The sequence below is a fragment of the Massilia sp. CMS3.1 genome (genome assembly GCF_051262535.1).
In the GTDB taxonomy this organism is placed as follows: Bacteria; Pseudomonadota; Gammaproteobacteria; order Burkholderiales; family Burkholderiaceae_D; genus Telluria.
The window spans coordinates 708,794-732,796 of sequence record NZ_JBIMES010000001.1 but is presented as its reverse complement, the minus strand read 5'-3'; the positions used below and the strand labels follow the sequence as shown (position 1 = coordinate 732,796).

At 65.3% G+C, this 24,003-nt stretch carries 18 protein-coding genes and 2 riboswitches; of the genes, 10 read left to right on the top strand and 8 right to left on the bottom strand.

The window, feature by feature from the left end; genetic code table 11:
* Positions 1-19: 19 nt before the first annotated feature.
* On the bottom strand, positions 20-400 hold the full coding sequence (gcvH, locus tag ACHAC9_RS03260) for a glycine cleavage system protein GcvH (RefSeq protein WP_435757082.1): 381 nt from the start codon (positions 398-400) through the stop codon (positions 20-22).
* A 36-nt stretch (positions 401-436) separates the two neighbouring features.
* Positions 437-1,555, bottom strand: a complete 1,119-nt coding sequence (gene gcvT, locus ACHAC9_RS03255) for a glycine cleavage system aminomethyltransferase GcvT (RefSeq protein WP_435757080.1) — start codon at positions 1,553-1,555, stop codon at positions 437-439.
* A 60-nt stretch (positions 1,556-1,615) separates the two neighbouring features.
* Positions 1,616-1,719: riboswitch (glycine riboswitch) on the bottom strand.
* Between the two features lie 15 nt (positions 1,720-1,734).
* Positions 1,735-1,821, bottom strand: a riboswitch (glycine riboswitch).
* A gap of 168 nt (positions 1,822-1,989) precedes the next feature.
* Here gcvT and ACHAC9_RS03250 point away from each other — a divergent pair.
* On the top strand, positions 1,990-2,550 hold the full coding sequence (locus ACHAC9_RS03250) for an ATP-dependent Clp protease proteolytic subunit (RefSeq protein ID WP_435757078.1): 561 nt from the start codon (positions 1,990-1,992) through the stop codon (positions 2,548-2,550).
* A gap of 175 nt (positions 2,551-2,725) precedes the next feature.
* Here ACHAC9_RS03250 and ACHAC9_RS03245 read toward each other — a convergent pair whose 3' ends face one another.
* The gene (locus ACHAC9_RS03245; RefSeq protein ID WP_435757076.1) at positions 2,726-2,992 is read right to left on the bottom strand and encodes a hypothetical protein; all 267 of its coding nucleotides are present in this window, start codon (positions 2,990-2,992) and stop codon (positions 2,726-2,728) included.
* 213 nt (positions 2,993-3,205) lie between these two features.
* On the bottom strand, positions 3,206-4,492 hold the full coding sequence (locus ACHAC9_RS03240) for a methyl-accepting chemotaxis protein (protein ID WP_435757074.1): 1,287 nt from the start codon (positions 4,490-4,492) through the stop codon (positions 3,206-3,208).
* 200 nt (positions 4,493-4,692) lie between these two features.
* On the opposite strand from ACHAC9_RS03240, the gene ACHAC9_RS03235 reads away from it, so the two are divergent.
* From ACHAC9_RS03235 to def, 6 genes are all read left to right on the top strand, one after another.
* Positions 4,693-6,981, top strand: a complete 2,289-nt coding sequence (locus tag ACHAC9_RS03235; RefSeq protein ID WP_435757072.1) for a DUF1631 family protein — start codon at positions 4,693-4,695, stop codon at positions 6,979-6,981.
* Positions 6,982-7,095: 114 nt separating this feature from the next.
* Positions 7,096-10,620: a chromosome segregation protein SMC gene (gene smc, locus ACHAC9_RS03230; protein WP_435757070.1), complete on the top strand. Its 3,525-nt coding sequence runs from the start codon at positions 7,096-7,098 to the stop codon at positions 10,618-10,620.
* Positions 10,617-11,792 (top strand): cell division protein ZipA C-terminal FtsZ-binding domain-containing protein, encoded by a 1,176-nt coding sequence (locus ACHAC9_RS03225; protein WP_435757068.1) that lies wholly within the window; start codon positions 10,617-10,619, stop codon positions 11,790-11,792. The genes smc and ACHAC9_RS03225 overlap by 4 nt, the downstream gene beginning before the upstream one ends.
* 10 nt (positions 11,793-11,802) lie before the next feature.
* On the top strand, positions 11,803-14,151 hold the full coding sequence (ligA, locus tag ACHAC9_RS03220) for an NAD-dependent DNA ligase LigA (RefSeq protein ID WP_435757066.1): 2,349 nt from the start codon (positions 11,803-11,805) through the stop codon (positions 14,149-14,151).
* A 27-nt stretch (positions 14,152-14,178) separates the two neighbouring features.
* The gene (galU, locus tag ACHAC9_RS03215) at positions 14,179-15,078 is read left to right on the top strand and encodes a UTP--glucose-1-phosphate uridylyltransferase GalU (RefSeq protein ID WP_435757064.1); all 900 of its coding nucleotides are present in this window, start codon (positions 14,179-14,181) and stop codon (positions 15,076-15,078) included.
* Entirely contained in the window at positions 15,065-15,601 is a 537-nt protein-coding gene (def, locus tag ACHAC9_RS03210; RefSeq protein WP_435757062.1) for a peptide deformylase, read from the top strand. The genes galU and def overlap by 14 nt, the downstream gene beginning before the upstream one ends.
* Positions 15,602-15,605: 4 nt before the next feature.
* On the opposite strand, the gene ACHAC9_RS03205 is transcribed toward def, so the two are convergent.
* On the bottom strand, positions 15,606-17,396 hold the full coding sequence (locus ACHAC9_RS03205; RefSeq protein ID WP_435757060.1) for a DUF885 domain-containing protein: 1,791 nt from the start codon (positions 17,394-17,396) through the stop codon (positions 15,606-15,608).
* Between the two features lie 224 nt (positions 17,397-17,620).
* Between ACHAC9_RS03205 and ACHAC9_RS03200 the strand changes: the two genes are divergently transcribed.
* The 3 genes from ACHAC9_RS03200 to ACHAC9_RS03190 are packed head-to-tail and all read left to right on the top strand — an operon-like array spanning position 17,621 to position 20,818.
* The gene (locus ACHAC9_RS03200; RefSeq protein ID WP_435757058.1) at positions 17,621-17,986 is read left to right on the top strand and encodes a hypothetical protein; all 366 of its coding nucleotides are present in this window, start codon (positions 17,621-17,623) and stop codon (positions 17,984-17,986) included.
* Positions 17,987-19,456 carry an RAD55 family ATPase gene (locus ACHAC9_RS03195; RefSeq protein ID WP_435757056.1) on the top strand — a complete coding sequence of 490 codons (1,470 nt, stop codon included), beginning with the start codon at positions 17,987-17,989 and terminating at the stop codon, positions 19,454-19,456. It begins immediately after the preceding gene.
* 39 nt (positions 19,457-19,495) lie between these two features.
* Positions 19,496-20,818 carry a hybrid sensor histidine kinase/response regulator gene (locus ACHAC9_RS03190; RefSeq protein WP_435757054.1) on the top strand — a complete coding sequence of 441 codons (1,323 nt, stop codon included), beginning with the start codon at positions 19,496-19,498 and terminating at the stop codon, positions 20,816-20,818.
* Here the strand turns inward: ACHAC9_RS03190 and ACHAC9_RS03185 are convergent.
* The 3 genes from ACHAC9_RS03185 to ACHAC9_RS03175 all read right to left on the bottom strand — a co-directional run bounded on the left by ACHAC9_RS03185 (position 20,775) and on the right by ACHAC9_RS03175 (position 23,975).
* Positions 20,775-21,344: a GNAT family N-acetyltransferase gene (locus ACHAC9_RS03185; RefSeq protein WP_435757052.1), complete on the bottom strand. Its 570-nt coding sequence runs from the start codon at positions 21,342-21,344 to the stop codon at positions 20,775-20,777. The two genes, ACHAC9_RS03190 and ACHAC9_RS03185, sit on opposite strands and share 44 nt — an antisense overlap.
* Before the next feature lie 65 nt (positions 21,345-21,409).
* Positions 21,410-22,909 carry a peptide MFS transporter gene (locus ACHAC9_RS03180; RefSeq protein ID WP_435757050.1) on the bottom strand — a complete coding sequence of 500 codons (1,500 nt, stop codon included), beginning with the start codon at positions 22,907-22,909 and terminating at the stop codon, positions 21,410-21,412.
* Positions 22,910-23,228: 319 nt separating this feature from the next.
* Positions 23,229-23,975 carry a pseudouridine synthase gene (locus tag ACHAC9_RS03175; protein WP_435757048.1) on the bottom strand — a complete coding sequence of 249 codons (747 nt, stop codon included), beginning with the start codon at positions 23,973-23,975 and terminating at the stop codon, positions 23,229-23,231.
* Positions 23,976-24,003 lie beyond the last annotated feature (28 nt).

The window sequence follows — 24,003 nt, the reverse complement described above, 5'->3', positions numbered from 1 at the left end:
TTGACTGCTCGATTCTGCCTTAATTGCCGGTCGACTTGCCGTAGGCGTCGGCGTCGAGCAGGCCGTTGATCGCATTCGCGTCCGTCGGCTGCAGCTTGAACAGCCAGGCGCTGAAGGCATCTTCGTTGATCGAGTCCGGCGCGTCGGCGACCGGCTGGTTCACGGCGACGACGCTGCCGGCGACGGGTGCGTAGATGTCGCTGGCGGCCTTCACCGACTCGACCACCGCGGCGTCCTGGCCGGCCGTGAGGGTCTTGCCGACCTGCGGCAGTTCGACGAACACGATGTCGCCCAGTGCGTCCTGCGCATACTCGGTGATGCCGACGGTAAGCGTGCCGTCGGTCTCGAGGCGGACCCACTCATGGGACTCGGTGTATTTCAGGTCGGTAGGAATGTTCATGGTCAGGGCTCCAGGTTGGGATAGGGCGATATTATATTAGACGGCCAGCACTTTGCCGTTGCGGACGAACGGCAGCTTGACCACGGTCGCCGCCAGCTTCTTGTCGCGGATCTCGACGTGCACGGTGTCGCCGACCGCGACATCGAGCGGCACGCGCGCCAGCGCAATGGCTTGCTGCATCGACGGGCTGAAGGTGCCGCTGGTGATTTCTCCGACCTCTCCGGATGCGGCGACGACGCGCTGGTGGGCGCGCAGGATGCCGCCTTTTTCACGCAGGATCAGGCCCATGAAGTTCGCGTTCTGGCCCTTCGCCTGCAGCGCCGCCTTGCCGATGAAGTCGCGCTCGGACACCAGGTCGATGGTCCACGCCAGGCCGGCGTCGAGCGGATTTACGTTCTCGTCCATGTCCATGCCGTACAGGTTCATGCCCGCTTCCAGGCGCAGCGTGTCGCGTGCGCCGAGACCTGCCGGCTTGACGCCCTCGGTCACCAGGGCATTCCACAGCGCTTCGACCTTGTCGGCCGGGCAGCCGAGCTCGAAACCGTCTTCGCCGGTGTAGCCGGTGCGCGCGACCATGACTTCGCCGAATGCGGTATCCGGCACGATCACGACGTTGAAGGGTTTCATGGCGTCGGAGGCGGCCTGGGTTTCGGGCAGCACCTGCCAGACCTTTGCGCGCGCGTTCGGGCCCTGCACGGCGACCAGGGCGATGGCATTCTCACCATCGCGGCGCCCGGTGATCGTCAGGCCGCTGTTCGTGGCGTCGTTCTGCTGGCGCATCCAGGCGATGTCCTTCTCGGCGGTGCCGGCGTTGACGACCAGGCGGAACCAGTCTTCGCGGAAGAAATAGACGATCAGGTCGTCGATGACGCCACCCTCGGGGTTGAGCATGCACGAATAGAGCGCCTTGCCGGGCACCTGCAGCTTGTCGACGTTATTGGCCAGCAGGCCGCGGAGAAAAGCGCGTACATTGGCGCCTTCGAGATCGACCACGCACATGTGCGAGACGTCGAACATGCCGGCATCGAGGCGCACGGCGTTGTGCTCTTCGATTTGCGAGCCGTAATTGACGGGCATGTCCCAGCCGCCGAAATCGACCATCTTGGCGCCGGCGGCGCGGTGTGCGGAATTGAGCGGGGTCGTTTTGAGCGTCATGGAATCCTCAGGGCAGAACAATAGGGGGGCTGCCACGCCGGCCGTGCCGGTACGTGCGCTGCGCGCCCCTCTGTCCTTGGTACCTGAGAGATAGCAATCGAAATCGCCTGCCCCTTCGGTGGGCCCGGGTGTGTTGACCGCGGCCGCTCTCCAGAGTTGATCTGCGCGCGTCGCGCGCCGACCCCTGACCGGTCCTTTTGCCTGAGAGTTTTTGGGTGATGCCCCTTCGGCGTCAGCGTATCGCTGACCTCTCCCGATCAAGACTGTGGAGAATATGTCACCTCGATGTCCCTGTCAATCGCGCGGGCGTTTATCGGCTGCGCAACGAAATGTCGAGCTCGCTTTGATGCTGCGCACTGTTGGTGTTCATGCGCGCAGGCTTTTTCCTCGATTTGATAAACTGGGGGTCACACTTTGCGGGGTAAAACAAGACCATGAGCGAAGATCAAGGAAAACACAGCAAGGAAGCGTGGTTCACCCTGTCAGGCGACGTCAACAGCGACATGGTGCACCGGGTATTCGAGGCGGTCGGCCATATGACCGAGGACGGCATCGAGACGGCCCACGTGCTGGTCCAGTCGAACGGCGGCTATGTGAGCGACGGCCTGTGCCTGTACAACTTCATGTCGAAGTCTCCGATCGAATTCGTGATGTATAACGGCGGTGCGGTCGCCTCGATCGCCGTCATCATGTATCTGTCGGGTTCGCGCCGTTACGCCAGCGAAACAGCGCGCTTCATGGTGCACAAGTCGCATGCGACGGCCTCGCCGGGCGCCCGGCCGGATGCGCTCAACATTATCGTCGAAGGCTTGCGTGCAGACGATGCGCGCACCGAGTCGATCCTGCGCAAGCATGTCGAGCTCTCGCCCGAGCAGTGGGCAATCCACCAGTATTCCGACCTGCATCTCAATTCGCGCGATGCCAAGAGCGCCAACATGATCAACGAGGTGGCCGATTTCATCCCGCCGAAAGGTGCAATCCTGCGCAATATCTGAGCCCCCCAAACCGGTGCAAACAGTATTTGCACATAAGCGGTTTCAGGCAAAGAATATTTGCATTGAATACAACCCGGCAAGTTGAATGCACGCCACATAATGAAAGAGCCCGGACCGCAATAAGGCGCCGGGCTCTTTTTTATCGCCGTCACCCCAGGTGACGGAGGGTGCGACATTACTTCTTTGCGTCGTTCTTGTGGCTTTGACGACCGGCTGCGGCGTGCTGTTCCGGCGTGCCGCCACGGGTGCCCGAGACGGACTGCTTGTTGCCTTCGCGCTTGCCCTGGCGGCCCTCCGCGAGAGTGTCTTCCTGGGCGCCGCTGCGCGAGCCGGCGCCCGAGCCGAACTGTTTGTTCGCATCGTTCTTGTGGCTCTGGCGACCGGCGTCTGCGTGCTGTTCGGGAGTGCCGCCTTGCGTTCCTTTTTTCTGATTCGGGGCCATGATTATTTCCTTTCAATGAATGAGAAATATGCCTGCTCGCCGAAATACTGCGTTTATTCAGCAGTTGTTTTCGGTGCTGCAATCATGCGAGCCGACCTGGTGGGCCGCTATCGGATGACCGCTTGAGCCCGTGTAGGATAGTCACCTACATATTGAAAATAATGCATGCTTCGAATAGGTCAATGTTTTTCGTTAGCGACGTTTGCCATCACCTCAAAATTCCTCCCAATCCACCTCCGGTTTGGTCGCGACGCGCCGGATCGGCGTGACGGTTTTTGGCGCTGCCGATGAGGCGGATGTCCGGGCAGTCTTGCGCGGCGCCGGCGCCGGCTTTTTCGCCGACGGCAATTGGCGTACGGTCGCAGGCGAGGCTGGCGACGCCGCAGGCGCCGCGTCGCCGGCCAGCACGAAACCGTCCGTCGCGCGGCCCAGGGCTGCCGCCTGCTCGCGCACCGTCGTGGCGGCCGCCGCCGACTCCTCGACCAGCGCCGCGTTCTGCTGGGTCGCCTGGTCCATTGCCGCAATCGCCCCGTTGACCTGCTCGATGCCGGCGGTCTGCTCGGCGCTGGCGGCAGCGATTTCACCGATGATGTCGGTGACGCGCTTGACGCTGGTGACCACTTCATCCATCGTGCGCCCGGCCTTGTCGACGAGCAGGGTGCCGGCATCGACCTTGGCCACCGAATCGTCGATCAGGGCCTTGATTTCCTTCGCGGCCGCAGCCGAGCGCTGGGCGAGGTTGCGCACCTCCGAGGCCACCACGGCAAAGCCGCGCCCCTGTTCGCCGGCCCTGGCCGCTTCCACGGCCGCGTTGAGGGCCAGGATGTTGGTCTGGAAGGCGATGCCGTCGATCACCCCGATGATCTCGGCGATGCGCTTCGAGGAGTCGTTGATCGAGGCCATCGTACCGACCACGTCGGTCACCACCGCGCCGCCCTTGACCGCCACTTCCGAGGCCGACAGCGCCAGTTTGCTGGCCGCGTGCGCGGAGTCGGCGTTCTGGCGCACGGTGGCGGTCAGCTCTTCCATCGAGGAGGCGGTTTCCTCCAGCGAGGCGGCTTGCTGTTCGGTGCGCTTTGACAGGTCCATGTTGCCGCTGGCGATCTCGGTGGTGCCGGTCGCAATCCCCGCAGCGCCTTCGCGCACCTCGCCGATCATGCCTGCCAGCTTGCCGGCCAGCGCGCCGAGCGCCGCCATTAGCGCAGCGCTTTCGCCGGCGGCGCCGGGCGCGGCGCGCATGCGCAGGTCGCCCTCGGCCACGCGCTGCGCCACCGTCAGGGCTTCGTGCAGCGGCCGCCTGGCTTCGCGCGCGACCCAGGTGGCCAGCAGGATCGTCACGATCAGGCCGAACCCGAGGCAAAGCACCGCGCGGCCCTGCAGACCCGCGGCGTCGCCCGGTTGCGACAGCAGCCACAGCATGCAGGCGGCACCCAGCACGAACAGCAGCGCGAATGCGCCAACGATCTTGAAGCTGGTGTCGAGTTGACGAATCTGTTTCATGGGAGCTTCCTCGGGCGGGATGGGGGAAAGGGGACCTTGTTATGTTAGGGAAACAAAACGGAGTCTGTTTGCGTCATCGCAAAGTTAAAGATGCCGCCTGGACATGCCGTGAACGGTGGAGCGCGAAAATTTCATGGTCCGAACTATTGCCTTTCGGAAATAATGTGCAACAATGACGTGTCGGCGCAAGGCGCCACAGGATGAACCAGATCATGGCCAACGCCGCCAACGAACCCGCCAGCCCCAAGCCGCCCGCGCTTCCGCGCGGGGTGTTGGCCGAACTCGTCCGCGACGCCTGCGCTGGCGTCAACGAGCAATTGACCGGCATGGTCAACCGGCTCGCAGCGGCAATGGCCGACATGACCACGGCCGGCCTCGACCCGCAGGGCGCCTACCGCCGCGCCAGGGCCGGCAACCTCCTGAAAAGCAACACTTACGCCTTCGTCCACCTGGCCGGCGAGGCGATCGAGCGCGCCCTGCGTGAAGCGGTCGACGAACTGGTGCCGGGCGCAAAGACCCGCGCCGATGCCATTTCGCTCTCGCTGGTGCCGATCGAGGTGATGGAGTCCAAAGTCGCTTTCGGCGCGCTGTGCCGGCCCTTCGACATCGCGCATTCCGAAACCCTGGCAAGCCTGTGCGTGCGCATCGGCCAGCTGCTCGGGCGCGACTTGCTGCGGCCCGGCCAGAATCCCTTCCGCCCCGAAGTCTTCCTGACCGCGGTCCACGATGCCTGGCGCGCCTTCACGCCGGAGCAGGATGACCACCCGCTGCTGCTGCCGCTGCTGCGCCCCGAGCTCTTCCTCGACCTGGGACCGCTGCTGGAAGCGCTCGACGCCGCTTTACGCGCACGGAGCAAGCAGGCGCGCGAACGCTTCCACATCAGCAAGACGGCCGATACCGGCCGCCGCCGGCCAGGCATGGATGCCGCGCTGGCCCGGCAGCTGCGCAGCCTGCTCGCTGGCGCGGGGGACGAGGCGGGCGCGGCAGCGCTGGTGCCTGAGTTGCCGAATATGCCGCAGGGAAATGGATGGCGTCCCAGTGCGGCGACAGGGTTTGGCGTGGCGCCAGGCAGCGCCCACGCCGCGGCGACAGTGGCTTTTCCCGGCTTCGTTCCAGGGCAGGGCGCGTCAGCCCTGCCTGCCGCCGGCGCCATTGCGGCAGCCGGCCAGCACGCCTCGCTGCTCGACCTGCTGGCCGGCCTGCAACTGCCAGCAGCAGCTCCTGGCGCCAGCGCGAACGCACCGGCGGCGCTGCCGCACAATGTCTTTTACCTGCCGCGCTTCAAGCAAAGCCTGCCCCAGGGCGCCCTGTCGCGCGGCGAAGAAAACACGCTCGACCTGTTGTCGCGCATTTTCGAAACCGTGCTGCTCGACGACAGCATCCCGGCCGAGACACGCGAACTGATCCGCTTCCTGCAGGTGCCGGTGCTGAAAGCGGCCCTGCTCGACCAGGACTTCTTCTTCGAGGAAGCGCACCCGGCGCGGCGCATGATCGACCTGCTCTCGACCATGGGCTGGGAGGGCCGCAAGAGCGGCGACGATCCGGTGGTGCAGGCCATGCGCCGCGGTGTCGCCAGGATCGGGCGCGAGGGCGATACCCAGCCGGCCGCTTTTGCCGAGGCAGTCGCCGACCTCGAAGCGCAGCTGGCGGTCGAGGAGCGCGCGGCCGAGGAAGCGATCGCCGCGCCGATCGCGCGTGCCACACAGCAGGAAAAGCAGACCGTCGCCCTGCGCTCGGCGCGCCAGGCGGTACGGGTACGCGTCGCCGACGGCGAACTGGTGGGCGTGGTGTCCAGCTTTCTCGCGCAGCGCTGGCTCGACGTGCTGACCTTTGCCCACCTGATCGAGGAAGAACGCCCGGGCGCGGTAGGAAATGCGACCCGGACGATGGACGAGCTGGTCTGGACCGTGAAGCCGAAAGCGACGCAAGAGCAGCGTAAAGCGCTCATTGCCAAGCTCCCGGGCCTGCTCACTGCGCTCAACAAATGGCTGGACGCCATCAAGTGGCAGGACGCCGAGCGCCTGCAATTTTTCGCCGAACTGGCGAAATGCCACCTTTCGATCGTGCGCGCGCCGCTGGAATTGTCGCCCGAGCGCCAGCTCGAGATCGCCGTGGAAGCAGCCCGGCAGGACGCGCTGCGCCGCATCGCCCAGGAGCAGGCCGTCGCCGCCGGGGAGGAGGGGCCGGAAAAGGACGAGGCAGCCATCCTCGTCGACGCACTGGAGCGCGGCGTGCGTCTCGAGTTCAGGCAGCCGGGCGGCGGCGTGCGCAAGGTCAGGCTGGCCTGGGTCAGCCCGCTGCGCTCGCTCTTCATTTTCTCGAGCGGAACGCGCCAGGAATCGTTCTCCTTGTCCGCCGACAAGCTGCTCGAGGCCGTGCGCGCCGGCAATATCGAGGTACTCGCGCTCGAGGGCGTGGTCGGGCGCGTGCTGGTCGGGGCGATGCAGGACGCCGTCAACGACCCGGCGCCGCTGCGCGCCGCGCTCTGATCGGCCCGGCGCCTGCCGGGGCTGCATCGTCCCGTTTGCTTGCAAACTTGGCCGAAAAGCAAGCAGCAGATGGTATGATGCGTCCTTCATCGATTCCCGAGTACCCCAAGCAACGTGCGACTATCCTCCCTTAAATTGTCGGGATTTAAGTCTTTCGTCGATCCCACCAATTTCCAGGTGCCCGGGCAACTGGTTGGCGTGGTTGGCCCGAATGGCTGCGGCAAGTCGAACATCATCGACGCCGTGCGCTGGGTGCTGGGCGAATCGAAAGCGTCGGAGTTGCGCGGCGAGTCGATGCAGGACGTGATCTTCAACGGTTCCACCCACCGCAAGCCCTCGGGCCGGGCCTCGGTCGAACTCGTGTTCGACAACAGTCTCGGCAAGGCCGCCGGCCAGTGGGGCCAGTACGGCGAGATCGCCGTCAAGCGCACCCTCACGCGCGACGGCACCTCCACCTATTACATCAACAGCCAGCCGGTGCGCCGGCGCGACATCCAGGACATTTTCCTCGGCACGGGCCTGGGCCCGCGCGCCTATGCCATCATCGGCCAGGGCATGATCGCGCGCATCATCGAGTCGCGTCCGGAAGAACTGCGTGTCTTCCTGGAAGAAGCGGCCGGCGTCTCGAAGTACAAGGAGCGGCGCCGCGAAACGGAGAATCGCTTATCCGATACCCGCGAAAACCTGCTGCGCGTCGAAGACATCCTGCGCGAACTGAACGCCAACCTCGACAAGCTCGAAGCCCAGGCGGCAGTGGCAACGCGGTTCCACCAGCTGCAAGCGGACCAGGAAGAAAAGCAGAAGCTCCTCTGGCTGTTGCGCAAGAACGAAGCCAAAACGGAACAGACGCGCTATTTCCGCGAGATGGAAGAAGCCCAGAACAGCCTGGAAGAGCAGACCGCGACATTGCGTAACGTCGAGCTCGAGCTCGAACACCTGCGCCAGCACCATTTTGCGGTGGGCGACCGCCTGCACACGGCGCAGGGCGCGCTGTATCAAACCAATTCCGAAATCGGCGGCCTGGAAGCGCAGATCAAGTTCGTGATCGAATCGCGTACCCGCCTGCAGAACCAGCTCGGCACCCTGACTGCCCAGCGCGACACGTGGTTGGCCCAAGCTGATGAATACGAAGAACAGATCGAGGAAGCGACCTACAAGGTCGAGGAACTCGCCGCGCGCGCGGAAGGCGCCCAGATCGCGGTCGAAGCGCACAGCGAACGCCTGCCGGAACTAGACACCGCCTGGCGCGAAGCCCAGCGCCGCGGTGACGAAGCCCGTGCCCGCATCGGCGAGGTGCGTCAGCGCATCGAGCTGGCCGCCGCCCATGGCCGCAATGCGGGCAATATCTTGAATAGCCTGACCACCCGGCGCGAGCGGCTGCAAGCGGAAAAAAAGGCCTTGGCGCCGCCCGACAGCGCGCACCTGTCGAATCTGCGCATGCAGCTGGAAGAAAAGCAGCAGGCGCTGGAAGAACAGACCCTGCTGCAGGAAGAAGCCGCTGCCATGCAGGACGCGGCGGAGACCGAACGCCGCGCCGCGCACGCCGGGTTGCAGCAGGAGTCCACCACCAATGCCCAGCTGGAGGCGCGCCTGTCGGCCTTGAAGCAGCTGCAGGAACGTGTGCAAACCCAGGGCAAGGTCGCGCCCTGGCTGCGCAAGCACGAACTCGACACGCTGCCGCGTCTGTGGCAGAAGGTGCAGGTCGAGGAGGGTTGGGAGACGGCGCTCGAAGCCGTGCTGCGCGAGCGCGCCGGCGCCCTCGAACTCTCGAACATCGACTGGGCCAAGGCATTCGTGGGCGACGCGCCCCCAAGCCGCCTGGCGATCTATGCGCCGGCGCCTGGCGCGCCCGCATCGTTCGAGGTGATGGGCCTGAAATCCTTTGCCAGCCTGCTCAAATTGAACGACCCGGGCCTGCGCGGCGTGTTGAACGACTGGCTCCACCTGGTGTTCATCGCCGAGACGGCGACCGAAGCCTTTGCCGAACGGGCGCGTTTGCCCCAGGGCGCATCCTTCGTTACGCGCCAGGGCCATGTGATCACGGGTTCGAGCGTTCGCTTCTACGCCGCCGACGCCGAGCAGGATGGCATGCTGGCGCGCCAGCACGACATCGACAACATCGGCAAACAGCTGCGTGCCCAGGTCTTGCTGACGGACGAAGCGCGCACCCGCGCCACGCGCGCCGATGCCGCCGTGACGGAACTCACGCGGCGCCTGCAGGATGCGCGTGCACGCATCGCCACGCTGCAGCGCGAAACCCACGCCCTGCAGATCGAGGTCGTGCGCCAGAACGAAGTCGAATCGCGCTTCAACCAGAGGAGCAGCCAGATCGACGTCGATCTCGCCGAGATCGCGGCCCAGGAAGAAGAGCAGCGCATGGTCCAGCAGGAAGCGGAGCAGCAGTTCGAGCAGCTCGATATGGAACTGGCCGAACTGCAGGGCAGCTTCGAAGACGGCCAGACCCTGTTCCTGCAGAGGGAAAGCGCATTGTCCGAGGCGCGCGACAAGCTGCGCGAGCTCGAACGCGGCGCCCAGGAAGCGCTGTTCGCCGAGAAGACCGGCCGCGCGAAGATCGAGGAGCTGCGGCGCAGCATCGGCACTGCGCATGGACAGGCGGCGCAGGTGGCCGGCAGCCTGGCAAGCGGCCAGGCGGAACTCGCCAGCCTGGAAAGCGGCAGCGCCCACGAAGGCTTGCAGGAACTGCTAGACCGGCGCACGTCGCAGGAAAAGGCGCTGTCGGAAGCGCGCCATGAACTGGACCAGGTGGCGCAAGCTTTGCGCCATGCCGAAGAGTCGCGCACCGGTGTTGACCGCAACCTGCAACCGCAGCGCGACCGCATTACCGAGATGCAGCTGAAGGAACAGGCCGCGCGCCTGAACCAGGAGCAGTTCGCCGAAGCCCTGGCCGCCACCGGCGCCGACGAGACGCAGCTGGCGCAAAAGCTCGATCCGGACCTGAAAGCCCCCTACCTGCAGGGCGAGGTGACGCGCCTGACGAATGCGATTGCGGCGCTCGGCGCGGTGAACCTGGCCGCGGTCGAGGAACTGGCGACGGCTTCCGAACGCAAGCGCTTCCTCGACGCGCAGAACGCGGACCTGAACGAGGCAATCGCCACGCTGGAAGACGCGATCCGCCGCATCGACAAGGAAACGCGCGAGCTGCTGCAGGACACCTTCGAGCGCGTCAATACGCACTTTTCGGAATTGTTCCCGATCCTGTTCGGCGGCGGCAATGCCAGGCTCGTCATGACGGGCGACGAGATCCTGGACGCCGGCGTGCAGGTGATGGCCCAGCCGCCGGGCAAGAAGAACGCCACCATCCATTTGCTGTCGGGCGGCGAGAAGGCCTTGACGGCGACCGCGCTCGTGTTTTCGATGTTCCGCCTGAACCCGGCGCCGTTCTGCCTGCTGGACGAGGTCGACGCGCCGCTCGACGACGCCAATACCGAGCGCTTTTGCCGCATGGTCAAGCGCATGTCCGAACATACCCAATTCCTTTTCATTTCGCACAATAAGATTGCGATGGAAATGGCCAATCAACTGATCGGTGTGACGATGCAGGAGCAGGGCGTATCGCGCATCGTGGCGGTGGACATGGAGTCCGCCACCCATTTCGCACAAGAGGCACAAGCAGCATGACAGACCTTCAAATGAGCCTGATCGCGGCGGGCGGCGTATTCGTCGTCGGCGTCATCTCCTATAACAAGTGGCAGGAACACAAGGCGCGAAAGAGCGTCGAGCGCGCCTTCGCCTCCGACCACGACGACGTCCTGATGCGCCCGGACGGCACGCCGGTCGAGCGCAGCGAACCGGTGCTCGACATCGGCGCGACGCCGCCGATGGGGCCGGTCGAACCGGGCTTCGGCACGGGTGCACCCGCCGCGGATGAGCCCGCCGCCGGTGCGCCCGCCGGCACGCATTCCGCCGGCGCAGCTTCCTCCTCCGGCGCATCCGATGCGCCGGCTTCCCTGGCCCCGGCCGGGCCGCTGCAGGACGCTCCTGCGCCCGCCGAACTGGCCGAGAGCCTGGTCGACCCGCTGATCGACTGCATGATCCCGCTGGCCCTCGATGGCGCGGCGCGCGGCGACAAGATCCTGCCGGCGCTGCAACAGCTGCGCCGCATCGGCAACAAGCCGATCCATTACATCGGTCTGGCCGTGAGCGGCGACTGGGAGCCGATCGTGCATGGCGGCGTGTACACCAAGCTGCAGGCGGGCGTGCAGATGGCCACCCGTACCACGGCGCTGAACGAACTCGAATACTCGGAGCTGGTCACGCGCCTGCGTGCGGTGGCCGACGAGATCGGCGCCGAGCCGGAAGTGCCGGACATGATCGAGGTGATGAGCGAAGCGCGCACCCTGCACAAGTTCGTCGCCGGCCACGACGCCCAGCTGGGTGTGAACCTGAAATCGAACGGCCCGCCGTGGGCGATGTCCACGCTGATCGGCGCGCTCGAGAAAGCCGGTTTCGACGTGCGCCCGGATGGCCGCTTCGCCATGCCTGACGGCGCCGGCGGCGTGCTGTTTACGCTCTCGACCAACGTCACGCTCGGCGCAGACACCACCGACCGCCTGACGCTGCTGCTCGATGTGCCTTGCGTGGCTCCCGCACGTGACGGCTTTGGCGCCATGGTGACTGCTGCGCGCGACCTGGTGCTGCGCCTGGATGGGAGCATGGTGGACGATTTCGAGCAGCCGCTGCTCGATTCGACCCTGGATGAAATCGCCGGCCAGGTGAAGGAGTTCTATACCGAAATGGACGCGGCCGATATTCCCGCCGGCTCGACCCGCGCACTGCGCCTGTTCAGCTGAGGAGGTGTCGATGAGGGAGCAAGCAGAACACGTGGCGCGCATGGCGGCGCTGGTCGAGGAACTGAACCGCCACATCTACAACTACCACGTGCTCGACGCGCCATTGATTCCCGACGCCGAGTACGACCGCATGTTCCGCGAACTGCAGGAACTCGAGACCGCGCACCCGGAAGCGGTGTCGCCCGACACCCCGACCTCGCGCGTGGGCGCCGCGCCCATCCCCGAGTTCAAGCAGGTGACCCATGCGGTGCCGATGCTGTCGTTGAACAACGGCTTTGCCGATGAGGACGTCGACAACTTCGACCGCCGCGTGCGCGATGGCCTCGACAACGGCGAAGTCGCCTATGCGGCCGAACTGAAATTCGACGGCCTGGCGATGAGCCTGCGCTACGAGAACGGTGTCTTCGTGCAGGCCGCCACCCGCGGCGACGGCTACACGGGCGAGGACGTGACGGCGAACATCCGCACCGTGCGCGTGATTCCGCTGCGTTTGCACGGCGACGACATCCCGGCGGTGCTGGAGGTGCGCGGCGAAGTCCTCATGTTCAAGGAAGACTTCGCGCGCCTGAATGGGCGCCAGCGCGATGCCGGCCAGAAGGAATTCGCCAACCCGAGGAACGCCGCCGCCGGCAGCCTGCGTCAGCTCGACGCGCGCATCACGGCCCAGCGCAAGCTGCGCTTCTTCGCCTACGGGATTGGCCTGCTGGAAGGGGCCAGCATGCCGGAGTCCCATTCGGCAGTGCTCGACTGGTTCGACCGTCTGGGCTTGCCGGTGTCGAAAGAGCGTGCTGTCGTCACGGGCCGCGAGGGCCTCCTCGGCTACTACCGGGATATCGGCGCACGCCGCGCGGCGCTGCCTTACGAAATCGACGGTGTCGTCTACAAGGTCGACCGCCTGCCGGACCAGCGCGCGCTCGGCTTCGTGTCGCGCGCGCCGCGTTTTGCGCTTGCCCATAAATTCCCGGCCGAGGAAGCGCTGACGGTCGTCTCCGCGATCGACGTCCAGGTGGGCCGCACCGGCGCGATCACACCGGTGGCGCGCCTGGTGCCGGTGTCGGTCGGCGGCGTGACCGTCACCAACGCGACGTTGCACAACGAGATTGAAGTGCGCCGCAAAGACGTGCGCGTGGGCGACACGGTGGTCGTGCGCCGCGCCGGCGACGTCATTCCCGAGGTGCTCTCGGTCGTGCTCGAGCGCCGGCCGACGCCGGAACCGATGGTCTACACGCTGCCGAACGTCTGCCCGGTGTGCGGCTCGCACGTGGTGCGCGAAGAGGGCGAAGCCATCGCACGCTGTTCGGGGGGCCTCTCTTGCGCGGCCCAGCGCAAGGAAGCGATCCGCCACTTCGCCGGCCGCCGCATGATGGACATCGAGGGCCTGGGCGACCGCTACATCGACAGCCTGGTCGAGTGCAGCCTGATCCACGGCGTGGCCGACCTGTATAAACTGAACCTGGATGACTTGCTGGCCATGAAGCGCCTGGCCGACGAGCGCGACGGCAGCACGCCCGATACGGTCCGGCAGGGCAAGGTGCCGACCAAGTGGGCCGACAACCTGTTGAACGCGATCGCCGCCAGCCGCCAGCCGCCACTCGAGCGCCTGCTGTTCGCGCTCGGCATCCGCCACGTCGGCGAGTCGACCGCCAAGACCCTTGCCGACTGGCTGGGCAGCCTGGCGCTGGTGCGCCGCGCACCCGCCGCGCTCTTGCGCGTGCTGCCGGACATCGGCGGCACGGTGGCCGAATCGATCGCCGACTTCTTTCTCGAGCCGAAGAATCAGGCCGCGCTCGATGCGCTGCTGGAAACGGGCGTGTCGCCGCAGGGAGAACATCCGCCGAAAGCCGCGCTGCGCGAACGCCTCGACGAAGTGGCGCTGCTGGCCGCGCTCGACATCCCGAAGCTGACCGAGCCGCGCGCGCGCCAGCTGCTGGCCGGGCGCACGCTCGAAGACCTGGCGCACCTGCGTGTGTTCGGCGTGTTCGGCTTGCCCGAGTCCGTCGTCGCCGCCCTCGACGCCTGGATGGCCGTGCCCGCGAACCGCGAGACGGTAACGGCCCTGGCGAACCTGCGGCGCGAATTATTCGAGCAGTTGCCCCAGGAAGCGCAAGAGCAGGGGGGCGCGCTGAGTGGGCAGACCTTTGTCCTGACCGGCACGCTGCCGACCATGTCGCGCGACGACGCCGGTGTCCTGATCGAGGCGGCCGGGGGCAAGGTGTCCGGTTCGGTATCGAAGAAAACGGCGTATGTCGTGGCCGGCGCGGAGGCAGGCAGCAAGCTGGCCAAAGCCGAGTCGCTCGGCGTGACGGTGCTCGACGAAGCAGGGCTGCTGGCCTTGCTGGCCGCGGCGGCGCCGCAATGACATATACTGAACACCAGGGAACACACCATGCATAACATTCGCAAAGCCGTTTTTCCGGTCGCAGGCCTGGGCAGCCGCTTCCTTCCCGCCACCAAGGCGCAGCCGAAGGAGATGCTGCCAATCGTCGACAAGCCGCTGATCCAGTACGCGGTCGAGGAGGCGGTCGCCGCCGGCATCACCGAGATGATCTTCATCACCGGCCGCAACAAGCGCGCGATCGAGGACCATTTCGACACGGCCTACGAACTCGAGGCCGAGTTGGAAGCGGCCAACAAGCAGGCCTTGCTCGAGCTGGTGCGCGGCGTCATCCCGAAGAACGTCACCTGCATCTACATCCGCCAGTCGGCGCCGCTGGGCCTGGGCCACGCCGTGCTGTGCGCCCGCCCGGTGGTCGGCAACGAGCCGTTCGCGGTGCTGCTGGCCGACGATTTCATGGACACCGCGCCCGGCGCCGCGCCGGTGCTGGCCCAGATGGCCGAAGTCTTCAGCTACGAAAAATGCAGCGTGCTGGCGGTGCAGGAAGTCGCGCGCGAGAATACGCGCCAGTACGGTATCGTCAAGGCCGAGCCTTACCGCGACAAGCTGGAACTGGTGTCGAACATCGTCGAAAAACCGCTGCCCGATGAGGCCCCGTCGACATCGGCCGTGGTCGGCCGCTACATCCTGACCGGTGCTATTTTTCACCACCTGGAGAACCTCGGCGCCGGTACTGGCGGCGAGATTCAGCTCACCGACGGCATCGCCGCCCTGATGCAGGCCGAGCGCGTACTGGCCTACCGCTATGCCGGACAGCGGTATGATTGCGGTTCGAAACTGGGCTACCTGCAGGCGACCGCCGCGATGGGGCTGAAGCACCCTGAAACGGCCGCTGGCTTCGGCGCCTTCCTGGCGCAGCTGGCAAAGGAGAACGGATATGGCGGTACGTGAAATTTTGAAGATGGGCGACTCGCGCCTGTTGCGCGTGGCCGAGCCTGTGCGCGCATTCGGCACGCCGGAGATCGATGCCCTGGTGAAGGACATGTTCGACACCATGCACGCAGCCAATGGCGCAGGCCTGGCCGCGCCCCAGATCGGCGTCAACCTGCAGCTGGTGATCTTCGGCTTTCAGCGCAACGCGCGCTATCCCGATGCACCCCAGGTGCCGGAAACGGTGCTGCTCAATCCTGTCCTCACACCCTTGTCGGACGAGATCGAGGAGGCCTTCGAGGGTTGCCTGTCGGTGCCGGGCCTGCGCGGCAGCGTGCCGCGCTTTGTACGCCTGCGCTACGAAGGCGTCGACCCGCATGGCAAACCGATCCGGGTTGACGCCGACGGCTTCCATGCGCGCGTGGTCCAGCACGAGGTCGACCATTTGCTCGGCATCCTGTACCCGATGCGCATTACCGACTTTTCGCGCTTTGGTTTTACGGACGTGATGTTTCCCGGCCTCGATCCCGCAGCCGACGATTGAACGATCAACCGCCCTTCGGATACGGACTCTTGCCGCCCTCGGCAATGAAACGGTCGATCCGGCTGCCGAGCACCGGCAGCGGCACCGACCCCAGCTGCAGCACGGTGTCGTGGAAGGCGCGGATGTCGAACCTGGCGCCGAGCGCCTTCTCGGCCTTCGCCCGCGCTTCCATGATCGCCATCTGGCCCAGGTAGTAGGACAGCGCCTGGCCCGGCCAGGAAATGTAGCGGTCCACTTCGGTCGTCACTTCGTGTTCGGACAGCGCCGTGTTCTCGCGCAGGTAGGCTTGCGCCTGTTCGCGGGTCCAGCCCCTGGCGTGGATGCCGGTGTCGACCACCAGGCGCGATGCGCGCCAGGCCTGGTAGCTGAGCATGCCGAATACTTCGTACGGGGTCTCGTAGATGCCCATTTCCGTGCCGAGGCGTTCGGTGTAGAGCGCCCAGCCTTCTCCAAAGGCCGAAATGTAGGCGCGGCGAAACGGCGGCACGCCTTTCTGCTCGAGCGCGATCGGCATCTGGAAGGCGTGGCCCGGGGCCGACTCGTGCAGGGTCAGTGCCGGCAGGCTGTAGAGCGCGCGCGCCGGCAAATTATAGGTGTTGACCAGGTAGACGCCGGGCCCGCCGCGGCCGGCCGTGTAGTAGGGCGCCTGGTCGGCCGGCACCGGGCGGATCGCGAAGCGCTGGCGCGGCAGGTAGCCGAAATACTGGCCGGCTTTGGCGTCGAATTTCTTCGAGATCCAGGCCGCGCGCATCAGGAGTTCGTCGGCCGTCTTCGCGTAGAACTGCGGGTCGCTGCGCAAGAACTTTAGGAAGGCGGGCAGGTCGCCCTGGAAGCCGGATTCAGAGATCGTCTGCAGCATCTCGGCGCGGATCTTCGCCATTTCGGCCAGGCCGATGCGGTGAATCTCGTCGGCGCTCAATGTGGTCGTCGTGAATTCGACGATCTTCGACTGGTAGTAGGCCTTGCCGTCGGGCAGGCTCTCGGCGGAGAGCGCCGTGCGCGCGCCGGGTATGTACTGTTCACGCATGAAGGCCAGCACCGCCGCATGCGCCGGCTGCACGTGCGCGCGAATCGCCACGACCGCCTGTGCGCGCAAGGCGGCCTGTTCGGAGGCGGGAATCGCGGCCGGCATGCTCTTGAACGGCGTGTAGAACACAGTGTCTTCCGGCTTTGCCTCGACCACCGAGGCGAGTGCGGCATCGCGTCCTTGAAGCGTGACGCGCGGCGGCGTGAAGCCGCGCGCCAGACCCGCGCGCAAGTTCCCAAGCTGCTCGCTGAAGTAACGCGGCAGCTTTCCAAGGCGAGCCAGATAGTGTCGGTAATCCTCGCGTGTGGCAAAGGGCTGGCGCGCGCCATAGGTCACGTCGGTCCAGAAGGCGCTGTCGGCGTTGACGGGGGCTTCGTACTCGCGAAAGCGCAGTGCTTCGACAAAGGCTGCGATCTGGGCGCGGTAGACCTGGTAATTCAGCTGTTCCGGCGCCGTGAGTGCGGCCGGATCGATCGTCCCGAGCTGGCGCAGCACACCTTGCCAGTGCTGCAAACGGGCGGCCTGCGAGGCGGCATCGACGCGTTCGAAATCAGGGTCGACCCCGCCGCGTTCGGATTCGTCGACCGCAAGCCCTCCCTTGATACGCCATTCCCATTCGGCGCGGTGAATCGCGGTGAAGCGCGCATCCGCCGACAAGGAGGCGGTGCGCGCAGGCGCAGCGGCGCCAGGTCCGGTGGCGGCCTGCGCCTGTCCAGCTACCAGGATTGAAGCCGCGCACAGGGCGCCTGCCACCGTCAGTGTCATCATTTCTCCGCCTTCCTATTGAATTTGCTGTTGGACATTATGTCGCAGGTGAAGCAAGTGCGTAGGACTTCATGCCGTCATCATGGAATTTTGTAAAAATTATATGTCCTGCCTATATAATTGCCCTTCAGCCGGCCAAACGGCGAGCGAACACAAAACAAACGACAGCCCAATCGCGCATGGATCACATCTCAGGGCAGCGGCCCCGGTCGCCTGGCGAGGACGACATGACCAGCAAGGCAGGCGCTGCCGCGTTGGTACTTCCCTGGCTGAGCTTGTGCGAGCAGCTGACACCCCTGGTTGGCGAGAGCGGCTTCTGTGCCCTGTTCGGACGCGCACTACGCCTGTCGACCCCGCGCTTCGAGCGCCTGTCCGCCTGCGACAGTTCCCGGCCGGTAGCCGGTCTGTTCACGTCCCTGACCAGAATCCTGAACGAGATGGGACCCGAGCATGCGGACGCCGCGAATCGTGCCTTGCTCGAGACATTCACCACACTGCTGGGCACCTTGATCGGCGACGCGTTAACGAAACAGCTGTTACACGTCGCACAGGTCAGCGGGGATGGGCAGACGCATGGACAGGAGCAGAGGTAAATGAACGATAAAGTAGCCCTTCGGCTGTTGCAAACCGGTGTGCCGGGACTGGACACGCTGCTCGGCGGCGGACTGCCCGAGTTCTCGTTCAATCTCGTCGCCGGCCCGCCCGGCAGCGGCAAGACCACGCTGGCGCACCAGATCATGTTCGCCGTCGCCACCGCCGAGCGGCGCGCGCTGTTCTTCACTGTGCTGGGCGAGCCGCCCCTGAAGATGCTGCGATACCAGCAGCAGTTCTCGTTCTTCGACATGAACAAGGTCGGTCCGGCGATCCGTTATGTCAACCTGAGCGACAGCCTGCGCGCCGGGGACCTCAGCGGCGTGCTCGAACGCATCATGGTCGAGGTCGAAGCATTTTCGCCCGCGCTGGTGTTCGTCGACTCGTTCCGCTCGGTGGTGCAGACCGCCAGGTCCGGCAATGAGGGCGTGGCGGACCTCGAGTTCTTCATCCAGGAACTCGGCACACGCATGACGAGCTGGCAGGCGACAAGCTTCCTTATTGGCGAATATGCCAGTTCCGATCCGGAAGCCAATCCGATCACGACGGTGGCCGACGGCGTGATCTCGCTGGCCCAGGTGCAGCAGCACAGCACCGTTGTGCGCAAGATGCGCATCGTGAAGATGCGCGGCCGCGCCCACCTGGCCGGTTCGCATAACTTCAGCATGACCGACGACGGCCTGCGTATCTACCCGCGCATCCTGCCGCCGCTGGCGGACGATCGTGTTCCCGGCGTTCCAGTCGACCGCAACCCGCGCCGCATCTCGACCGGCGTTCCCGGTCTCGACGCGTTGCTGTACGGCGGCATGCCACAAGGGCACACGATGCTGCTGTCCGGTCCCACCGGATCGGGCAAGACAATCATTGCCACGCGTTTCCTGCAAGAAGGCGTACGCCAGGGGGAGAAGGGCGTGGCCATGTATTTCGAAAAGGGCACGCCGCGCCTGCGCAACGCCGAGCTGGCCGAGCTCGTACAGGATGGCGACGTTTCCGTCGTCGAGAGCCGTCTGCTCGACCTGACGGTGGACGAACTCATCGATGAACTGGTGCGCACGATCGAGCGCACCAGCGCCAAGCGGCTGGTCATCGATTCCTTGTCGGAGTTCGACCTGTACATGGCGCCCGAGTACCACGCCGACTTGCGCCTCGCAGTGTTTCGCCTGCTGTCGGAAGTGGCCAAGCTGGGCGTCAGCGCAATGGTGACGATCGGACTGAACGATGCGTTCGGCGAGCTGCGCTTCGGCGAGTCGAATATCCCGTTCCTGACCGACGGCATCGTTAGCCTGCGCTATGCCGAGGTGGACGGGAGACTGCAAAAATTCATGTCCGTGGTCAAGGTGCGCGGCTGCGCCCACAGTAACGACGTGCGCCTCTACCGGATCACCGACGCAGGCCTGGAGGTGGACGAACTTCCGACCGAAGTCCTCGGTGTCTTTGGTGGTGGCGCAGCGCGAAGCGTAGCGCCTGCTTGAGGAGAACAGGGAATGGTTCACGAAAACGAAAACAGCTCGATGCAACGTTCCCCTGATCCGGCAGACGGGCAAGTCCAGCCGGACGCTTATACTGGCGCGCTGCTGCGCCATGTACACAGCCTGGAAGACGAAGTCGCGCGCCTGCGCGCAGCCCTGAAAGACAAGGACGAGCTGGAGATGAGCGCGGCGCGCCTGCGCGAAGCGAACGAGCATCTGGTTATCGCCGCGATCAGCGCCCAGGGCCTGCGCGACGACGCTGAAGATACAAACCGGCGCCAGAACGAATTCCTTGCCATGCTGGCGCACGAGCTGCGCAATCCCCTGGTGCCGATCAGCATGTCGTCGATGCTGCTGGAACGCTCGGTGAACGGGACCCCGCAGCTGCTCAATTTCACCAAGGTTATCCGGCGCCAGGTCGACCACATGGCCAGCCTGCTCGACGACCTGCTGGACGCGGCCCGCATCAGCAGCGGCAAGATCACCCTGAACCCGGAGCCGCTGTCGCTCTCCGGCACAATCGACCAGGCCCTGGAAACGGTGTTGCCGCGCATCAGCGAACGGGGTCAGCAGTTCGTGCTCGCGCTGCCGCCGCAGGCGATCGGCGTGCGCGGCGACCGCGTGCGCCTGACCCAGGTGTTCACTAACCTGATCGGCAATGCATCGAAGTATACGGGCGACGGCGGACGCATCGCATTGACGGTCGCACTCGACGGCGGCGAGATCGTTGCCACGATCAGCGACAACGGCACCGGCATCGCGCCAGACGTGTTGCCGCATATTTTCGACCTGTTCACCCAGGGACCGCGTTCGCTGGCGCGCTCGGAGGGCGGGCTCGGTATCGGCCTGAACGTGGTGCGCAACCTGGTCACCATGCATGGCGGCACGATCACGGCGGAAAGTCCGGGCATCGGCCATGGCAGCCGTTTCATCCTGCGCTTGCGGTCCTGCGCGCTGCCCGACGCGGCGGCGCCGCAGTGTGATGACCATCCCGCCGCCGCCAGCTCCTGCCGCGTCCTGATCATCGAGGACAACCTCGATGCCTGCGAAACCCTGAAGGCCTTCCTCGACATGGAAGGCCACGAGGTCAGCATGGTGCACGACGGCCCGGCCGGTCTGGCCGCGCTGCTGGCAGGGAATTGCGATGTCGTCATCTGCGACATCGGCTTGCCCGGCATGGACGGGCTGGAAGTGATGAGGCGCCTGCGCGCCTCGAACGAGGGCGCGCATCCGGTGACCATCGGCCTGTCGGGCTATGGCCAGGCCGAGGACCGCGCACGGGCGGCAGCGGCCGGGTTCGACCATTACCTGGTCAAGCCCGTCAATCCCGATACCCTGCTGGCGCTGGTCGCGGCACGCAGCTAATTTTGCTCGCGTGCCGCCACTCGGCGCGCGTCATCTCCCAAGTCGCGTGCGGCCTCTCGTACCATGTTTCCAGGCCGCGGTAGTGCATCCCGAGGCGCTCCATCACGCGCGCCGAACCGGTGTTCCCGGGCAGGCACACTGCCACCAGCGTCGGTGCGTCCAGCGACTCGAAGGCGAAGGCGGCCATTGCCTGCGCCGCTTCCGACGCCAGGCCCTGGCCCCAGCGCTGTGGCACCAGGCGCCAGCCGATTTCGTGCGGGTTAGCGGGGTCGCGGCCGAGGTACTGGATGCAGCCGGCGCCGACCAGCTCGCCTGTGCCGCGTTCGATGAAGGCCCACCACGAGAAGCCGAATTGTTCCCAGCGGCCCTTGACCACGTCGATCATCCTGCGCGTCACCTCCGGCGTTTCCGGTTCGCCGCTGATGAAGCGCATCACTTCAGGCAGGCGGTTCATGGCGTGCAAGCCGTCGAAGTGGTGGTCGTCCATCGGTTCGAGACGCAGGCGGGGGGTAGTGAGTGTCGTCATGGTTTTTCGATGTCGGGTTCGCCAACAAAAAAGGGCCGGCGAACCGGCCCTTCATTCAAACGCGCTTACTGGTGCGCGTGATGCGTCGCCGTCAGGCGCCGCATCAGCGGCAGCACGGCCAGCGCGATCAGGGTGCAGACCACCGCGGCAATGCCCAGCTTGTTGAACAGGCTGGTATAGATCGGCAGCGTCTGCAGCGGGTCGGTCATGCCTTGCGGGACGCTGGCGTAGTTCGCCACCACGCCGCCCAGGTATTGGGAAATACCGGTGGCGACAAAATAGGCGCCCATCATGAAGCCGCCCATGCGTGCCGGCACATATCGCGCCACCATCGCCAGGCCGAGACCGGAAACGAGCAGCTCGCCCAGCGAATACAGGCCGTAGCCGGCGATCATGATCCACGACGACGTCATGCCGCCCTCCGCGAACGCCCCGGCAAAACCGTAGGTGAAGAAGCCGGCGGCCACCACCGCGAAGCCAAGCGCGAACTTGCCGGCGATCGACAGGTCGTTGCCGCTACGGCCGGCGCGGGTATACATCCAGGCCAGGACCGGGGACAGTACCATGATCCAGATCGCGTTCAGGGCCTGGAACTGTGCCGGCGACCAGGTCCACAGGTGGTTGCCCAGCACGGTGAATTCGAGGTCGACGTTGCGCAGGGCGAACAGCGACAGCGAGGTCGACATTTGCTGGTAGAAGATGAAGAAGAAGACGGTCTGCAGCGTCAGCACGAGGGCCGCGATCAGGCCGGCGCGTTCGCTCGGCTCGCTCTTCCTGATCAGGTGCACGAAGATGCCCAGCACCACGACACCGGCCAGGTAGACGAATATGCGCGCCAGGCTCTGGTACTGCAGGATCACGGCCGACAGGCCGACCGCGACCACGCCGCCCGCCAGCACCATGGCCAGCTTGCCCATGTCGAGCGGCTTTTCGTCCGGGGTCGAACCGACATGGCGGATCGTGGCGCGCATCAGCATCAGCGTCATAAGGCCGATCATCAGGCCGACGCTGCACACGGCGTAGGCCACGTGCCATCCCAGCTCGTTGCCGTAGGTGGCGTTGACATGGTCCTTGATCCAGGGCGTGGCCAGCATCGAGAAGGTCGAACCGACGTTCACCGCCATGTAGTACATGGTGAATGCGCTGTCGATTTTCGAGTCGTCGCCTTCATAGATCTTGCGCACCAGGTTGGCGGTATTTGGCTTGAACAGGCCGTTGCCGACCACGATCACGCCCAGCGCCGAGAACAGGTGCCAGGTGTTGGTCGACGGTATTGCCATCAGCGCATAGCCGAGCGAGAGGATGATCGCGCCCAGGACCATGCAGCGGCGGGTGCCCAGCACCTGGTCGCCGATCCAGCCGCCGATGGCCGGGGCGACGTAGATCAGGGCCGCTGCGGCGCCCCAGACGAGGTTGGCGCGGCTGTCGTCGAAGCCCATGCGCTGCACCATGAAGTACACGATCAGCGCCTGCATGCCGTAATAGCCGAAGCGCTCCCACAACTCGATCATCCACACTGTCACGAACGAGCGGGTCTGGCTGGTCGGAAGGATTTCCGTTTTCAATTTGTCTCCTTGTTGGATGATTCTTCACCGCCAGCTCATGACCAGCGACAAGCCGTTGCATGCTACGCCAGGCCAACGGAAGATGCAATCCTGAAAGGGAGTGGGGTGGGGTGTGCCAGGCTTCGACACCTAGGCCGGCTTAAGTCCGACCACAGGCTGGGTCTCGAACCGTTCGCCGAAGCCGGCGATCATCGGCTTGCCCTGGGTAATCGCAGCCCGTACCGACGGCAATGCAAGCGAGGCCTTGTGGCTGGCGGCGCTGTCCCAGGCTTCGGTGATCCAGATCGCGTCCGCATCCCCGACGTCCTTCGCGATTACCTCAGAACTGCTCGTCCGCCCGCAAATACCGCCACTGCCCGACCGGCAAATCCCCGAGCTTGACCTTCCCGATGCGCACCCGCTTCAGGCCAATTACCTTCAGGCCCACCATGTCGCACATGCGGCGGATCTGGCGCTTCTTGCCTTCCCGCAGGGTAAAGCTGAGCTGGTCGTCGTTCTGCCAGCGTACCTTGGCCGGCAACAGGGGCTTGCCGTCCATCCAGAGACCGAAACACAACTTTTTGAGGTCGCTCTCGGGCAGCTTGCCCTCTTTCGTGTATTCCACCCGCACCAGGTATTCCTTGTCGATCGATGTGGTCTCGCCGATGAGCGTCTTGGCAACGCGGCCGTCCTGGGTCAGCACCAAGAGGCCCACCGAATCGATGTCGAGACGCCCGGCAGGCACCAGCGAACGCAGCTGCGTTGGATGGAACTGTTCCGGCGCCGGATCGTCAGGCCAGCGATTCTCGGGCTTGATCAGAGCCACGGCCGGCGTGTAGCCGTCTTCGGCCTGGCCGGACACGTAGCCCATCGGCTTGTTGATGAGGATGGTGACGCGTTTGCTTTGCTCGGCCGCGGCCTGGCGTTCGACGGTGATGTGCTGGTCGGGGAGCACCTTGCTGCCGAGCTCCGAGACGACCTTGCCGTCAACCCGCACCCAGCCACGCGCGATCCATTCATCGGCTTCACGGCGCGAGCACAGGCCCAGTTCGGACATTCGTTTGGAGAGGCGGAGCGGTTCGGTCATGGAGGAAGCAATTGATTAAGTGAGATGG

Excerpts from the sequence above, each read along its gene's own strand:
- ACHAC9_RS03185 (WP_435757052.1), bottom strand. The coding sequence starts at position 21,344 with ATGACGACACTCACTACCCCCCGCCTGCGTCTCGAACCGATGGACGAC.
- ACHAC9_RS03190 (WP_435757054.1), top strand. The coding sequence starts at position 19,496 with ATGCAACGTTCCCCTGATCCGGCAGACGGGCAAGTCCAGCCGGACGCT.
- galU (WP_435757064.1), top strand. The coding sequence starts at position 14,179 with ATGCATAACATTCGCAAAGCCGTTTTTCCGGTCGCAGGCCTGGGCAGC.
- ACHAC9_RS03235 (WP_435757072.1), top strand. The coding sequence starts at position 4,693 with ATGAACCAGATCATGGCCAACGCCGCCAACGAACCCGCCAGCCCCAAG.
- ligA (WP_435757066.1), top strand. The coding sequence starts at position 11,803 with ATGAGGGAGCAAGCAGAACACGTGGCGCGCATGGCGGCGCTGGTCGAG.
- ACHAC9_RS03175 (WP_435757048.1), bottom strand. The coding sequence starts at position 23,975 with ATGACCGAACCGCTCCGCCTCTCCAAACGAATGTCCGAACTGGGCCTG.
- ACHAC9_RS03225 (WP_435757068.1), top strand. The coding sequence starts at position 10,617 with ATGACAGACCTTCAAATGAGCCTGATCGCGGCGGGCGGCGTATTCGTC.
- ACHAC9_RS03245 (WP_435757076.1), bottom strand. The coding sequence starts at position 2,992 with ATGGCCCCGAATCAGAAAAAAGGAACGCAAGGCGGCACTCCCGAACAG.
- ACHAC9_RS03240 (WP_435757074.1), bottom strand. The coding sequence starts at position 4,492 with ATGAAACAGATTCGTCAACTCGACACCAGCTTCAAGATCGTTGGCGCA.
- ACHAC9_RS03200 (WP_435757058.1), top strand. The coding sequence starts at position 17,621 with ATGACCAGCAAGGCAGGCGCTGCCGCGTTGGTACTTCCCTGGCTGAGC.
- ACHAC9_RS03250 (WP_435757078.1), top strand. The coding sequence starts at position 1,990 with ATGAGCGAAGATCAAGGAAAACACAGCAAGGAAGCGTGGTTCACCCTG.
- gcvT (WP_435757080.1), bottom strand. The coding sequence starts at position 1,555 with ATGACGCTCAAAACGACCCCGCTCAATTCCGCACACCGCGCCGCCGGC.
- ACHAC9_RS03195 (WP_435757056.1), top strand. The coding sequence starts at position 17,987 with ATGAACGATAAAGTAGCCCTTCGGCTGTTGCAAACCGGTGTGCCGGGA.
- gcvH (WP_435757082.1), bottom strand. The coding sequence starts at position 400 with ATGAACATTCCTACCGACCTGAAATACACCGAGTCCCATGAGTGGGTC.
- def (WP_435757062.1), top strand. The coding sequence starts at position 15,065 with ATGGCGGTACGTGAAATTTTGAAGATGGGCGACTCGCGCCTGTTGCGC.
- ACHAC9_RS03205 (WP_435757060.1), bottom strand. The coding sequence starts at position 17,396 with ATGATGACACTGACGGTGGCAGGCGCCCTGTGCGCGGCTTCAATCCTG.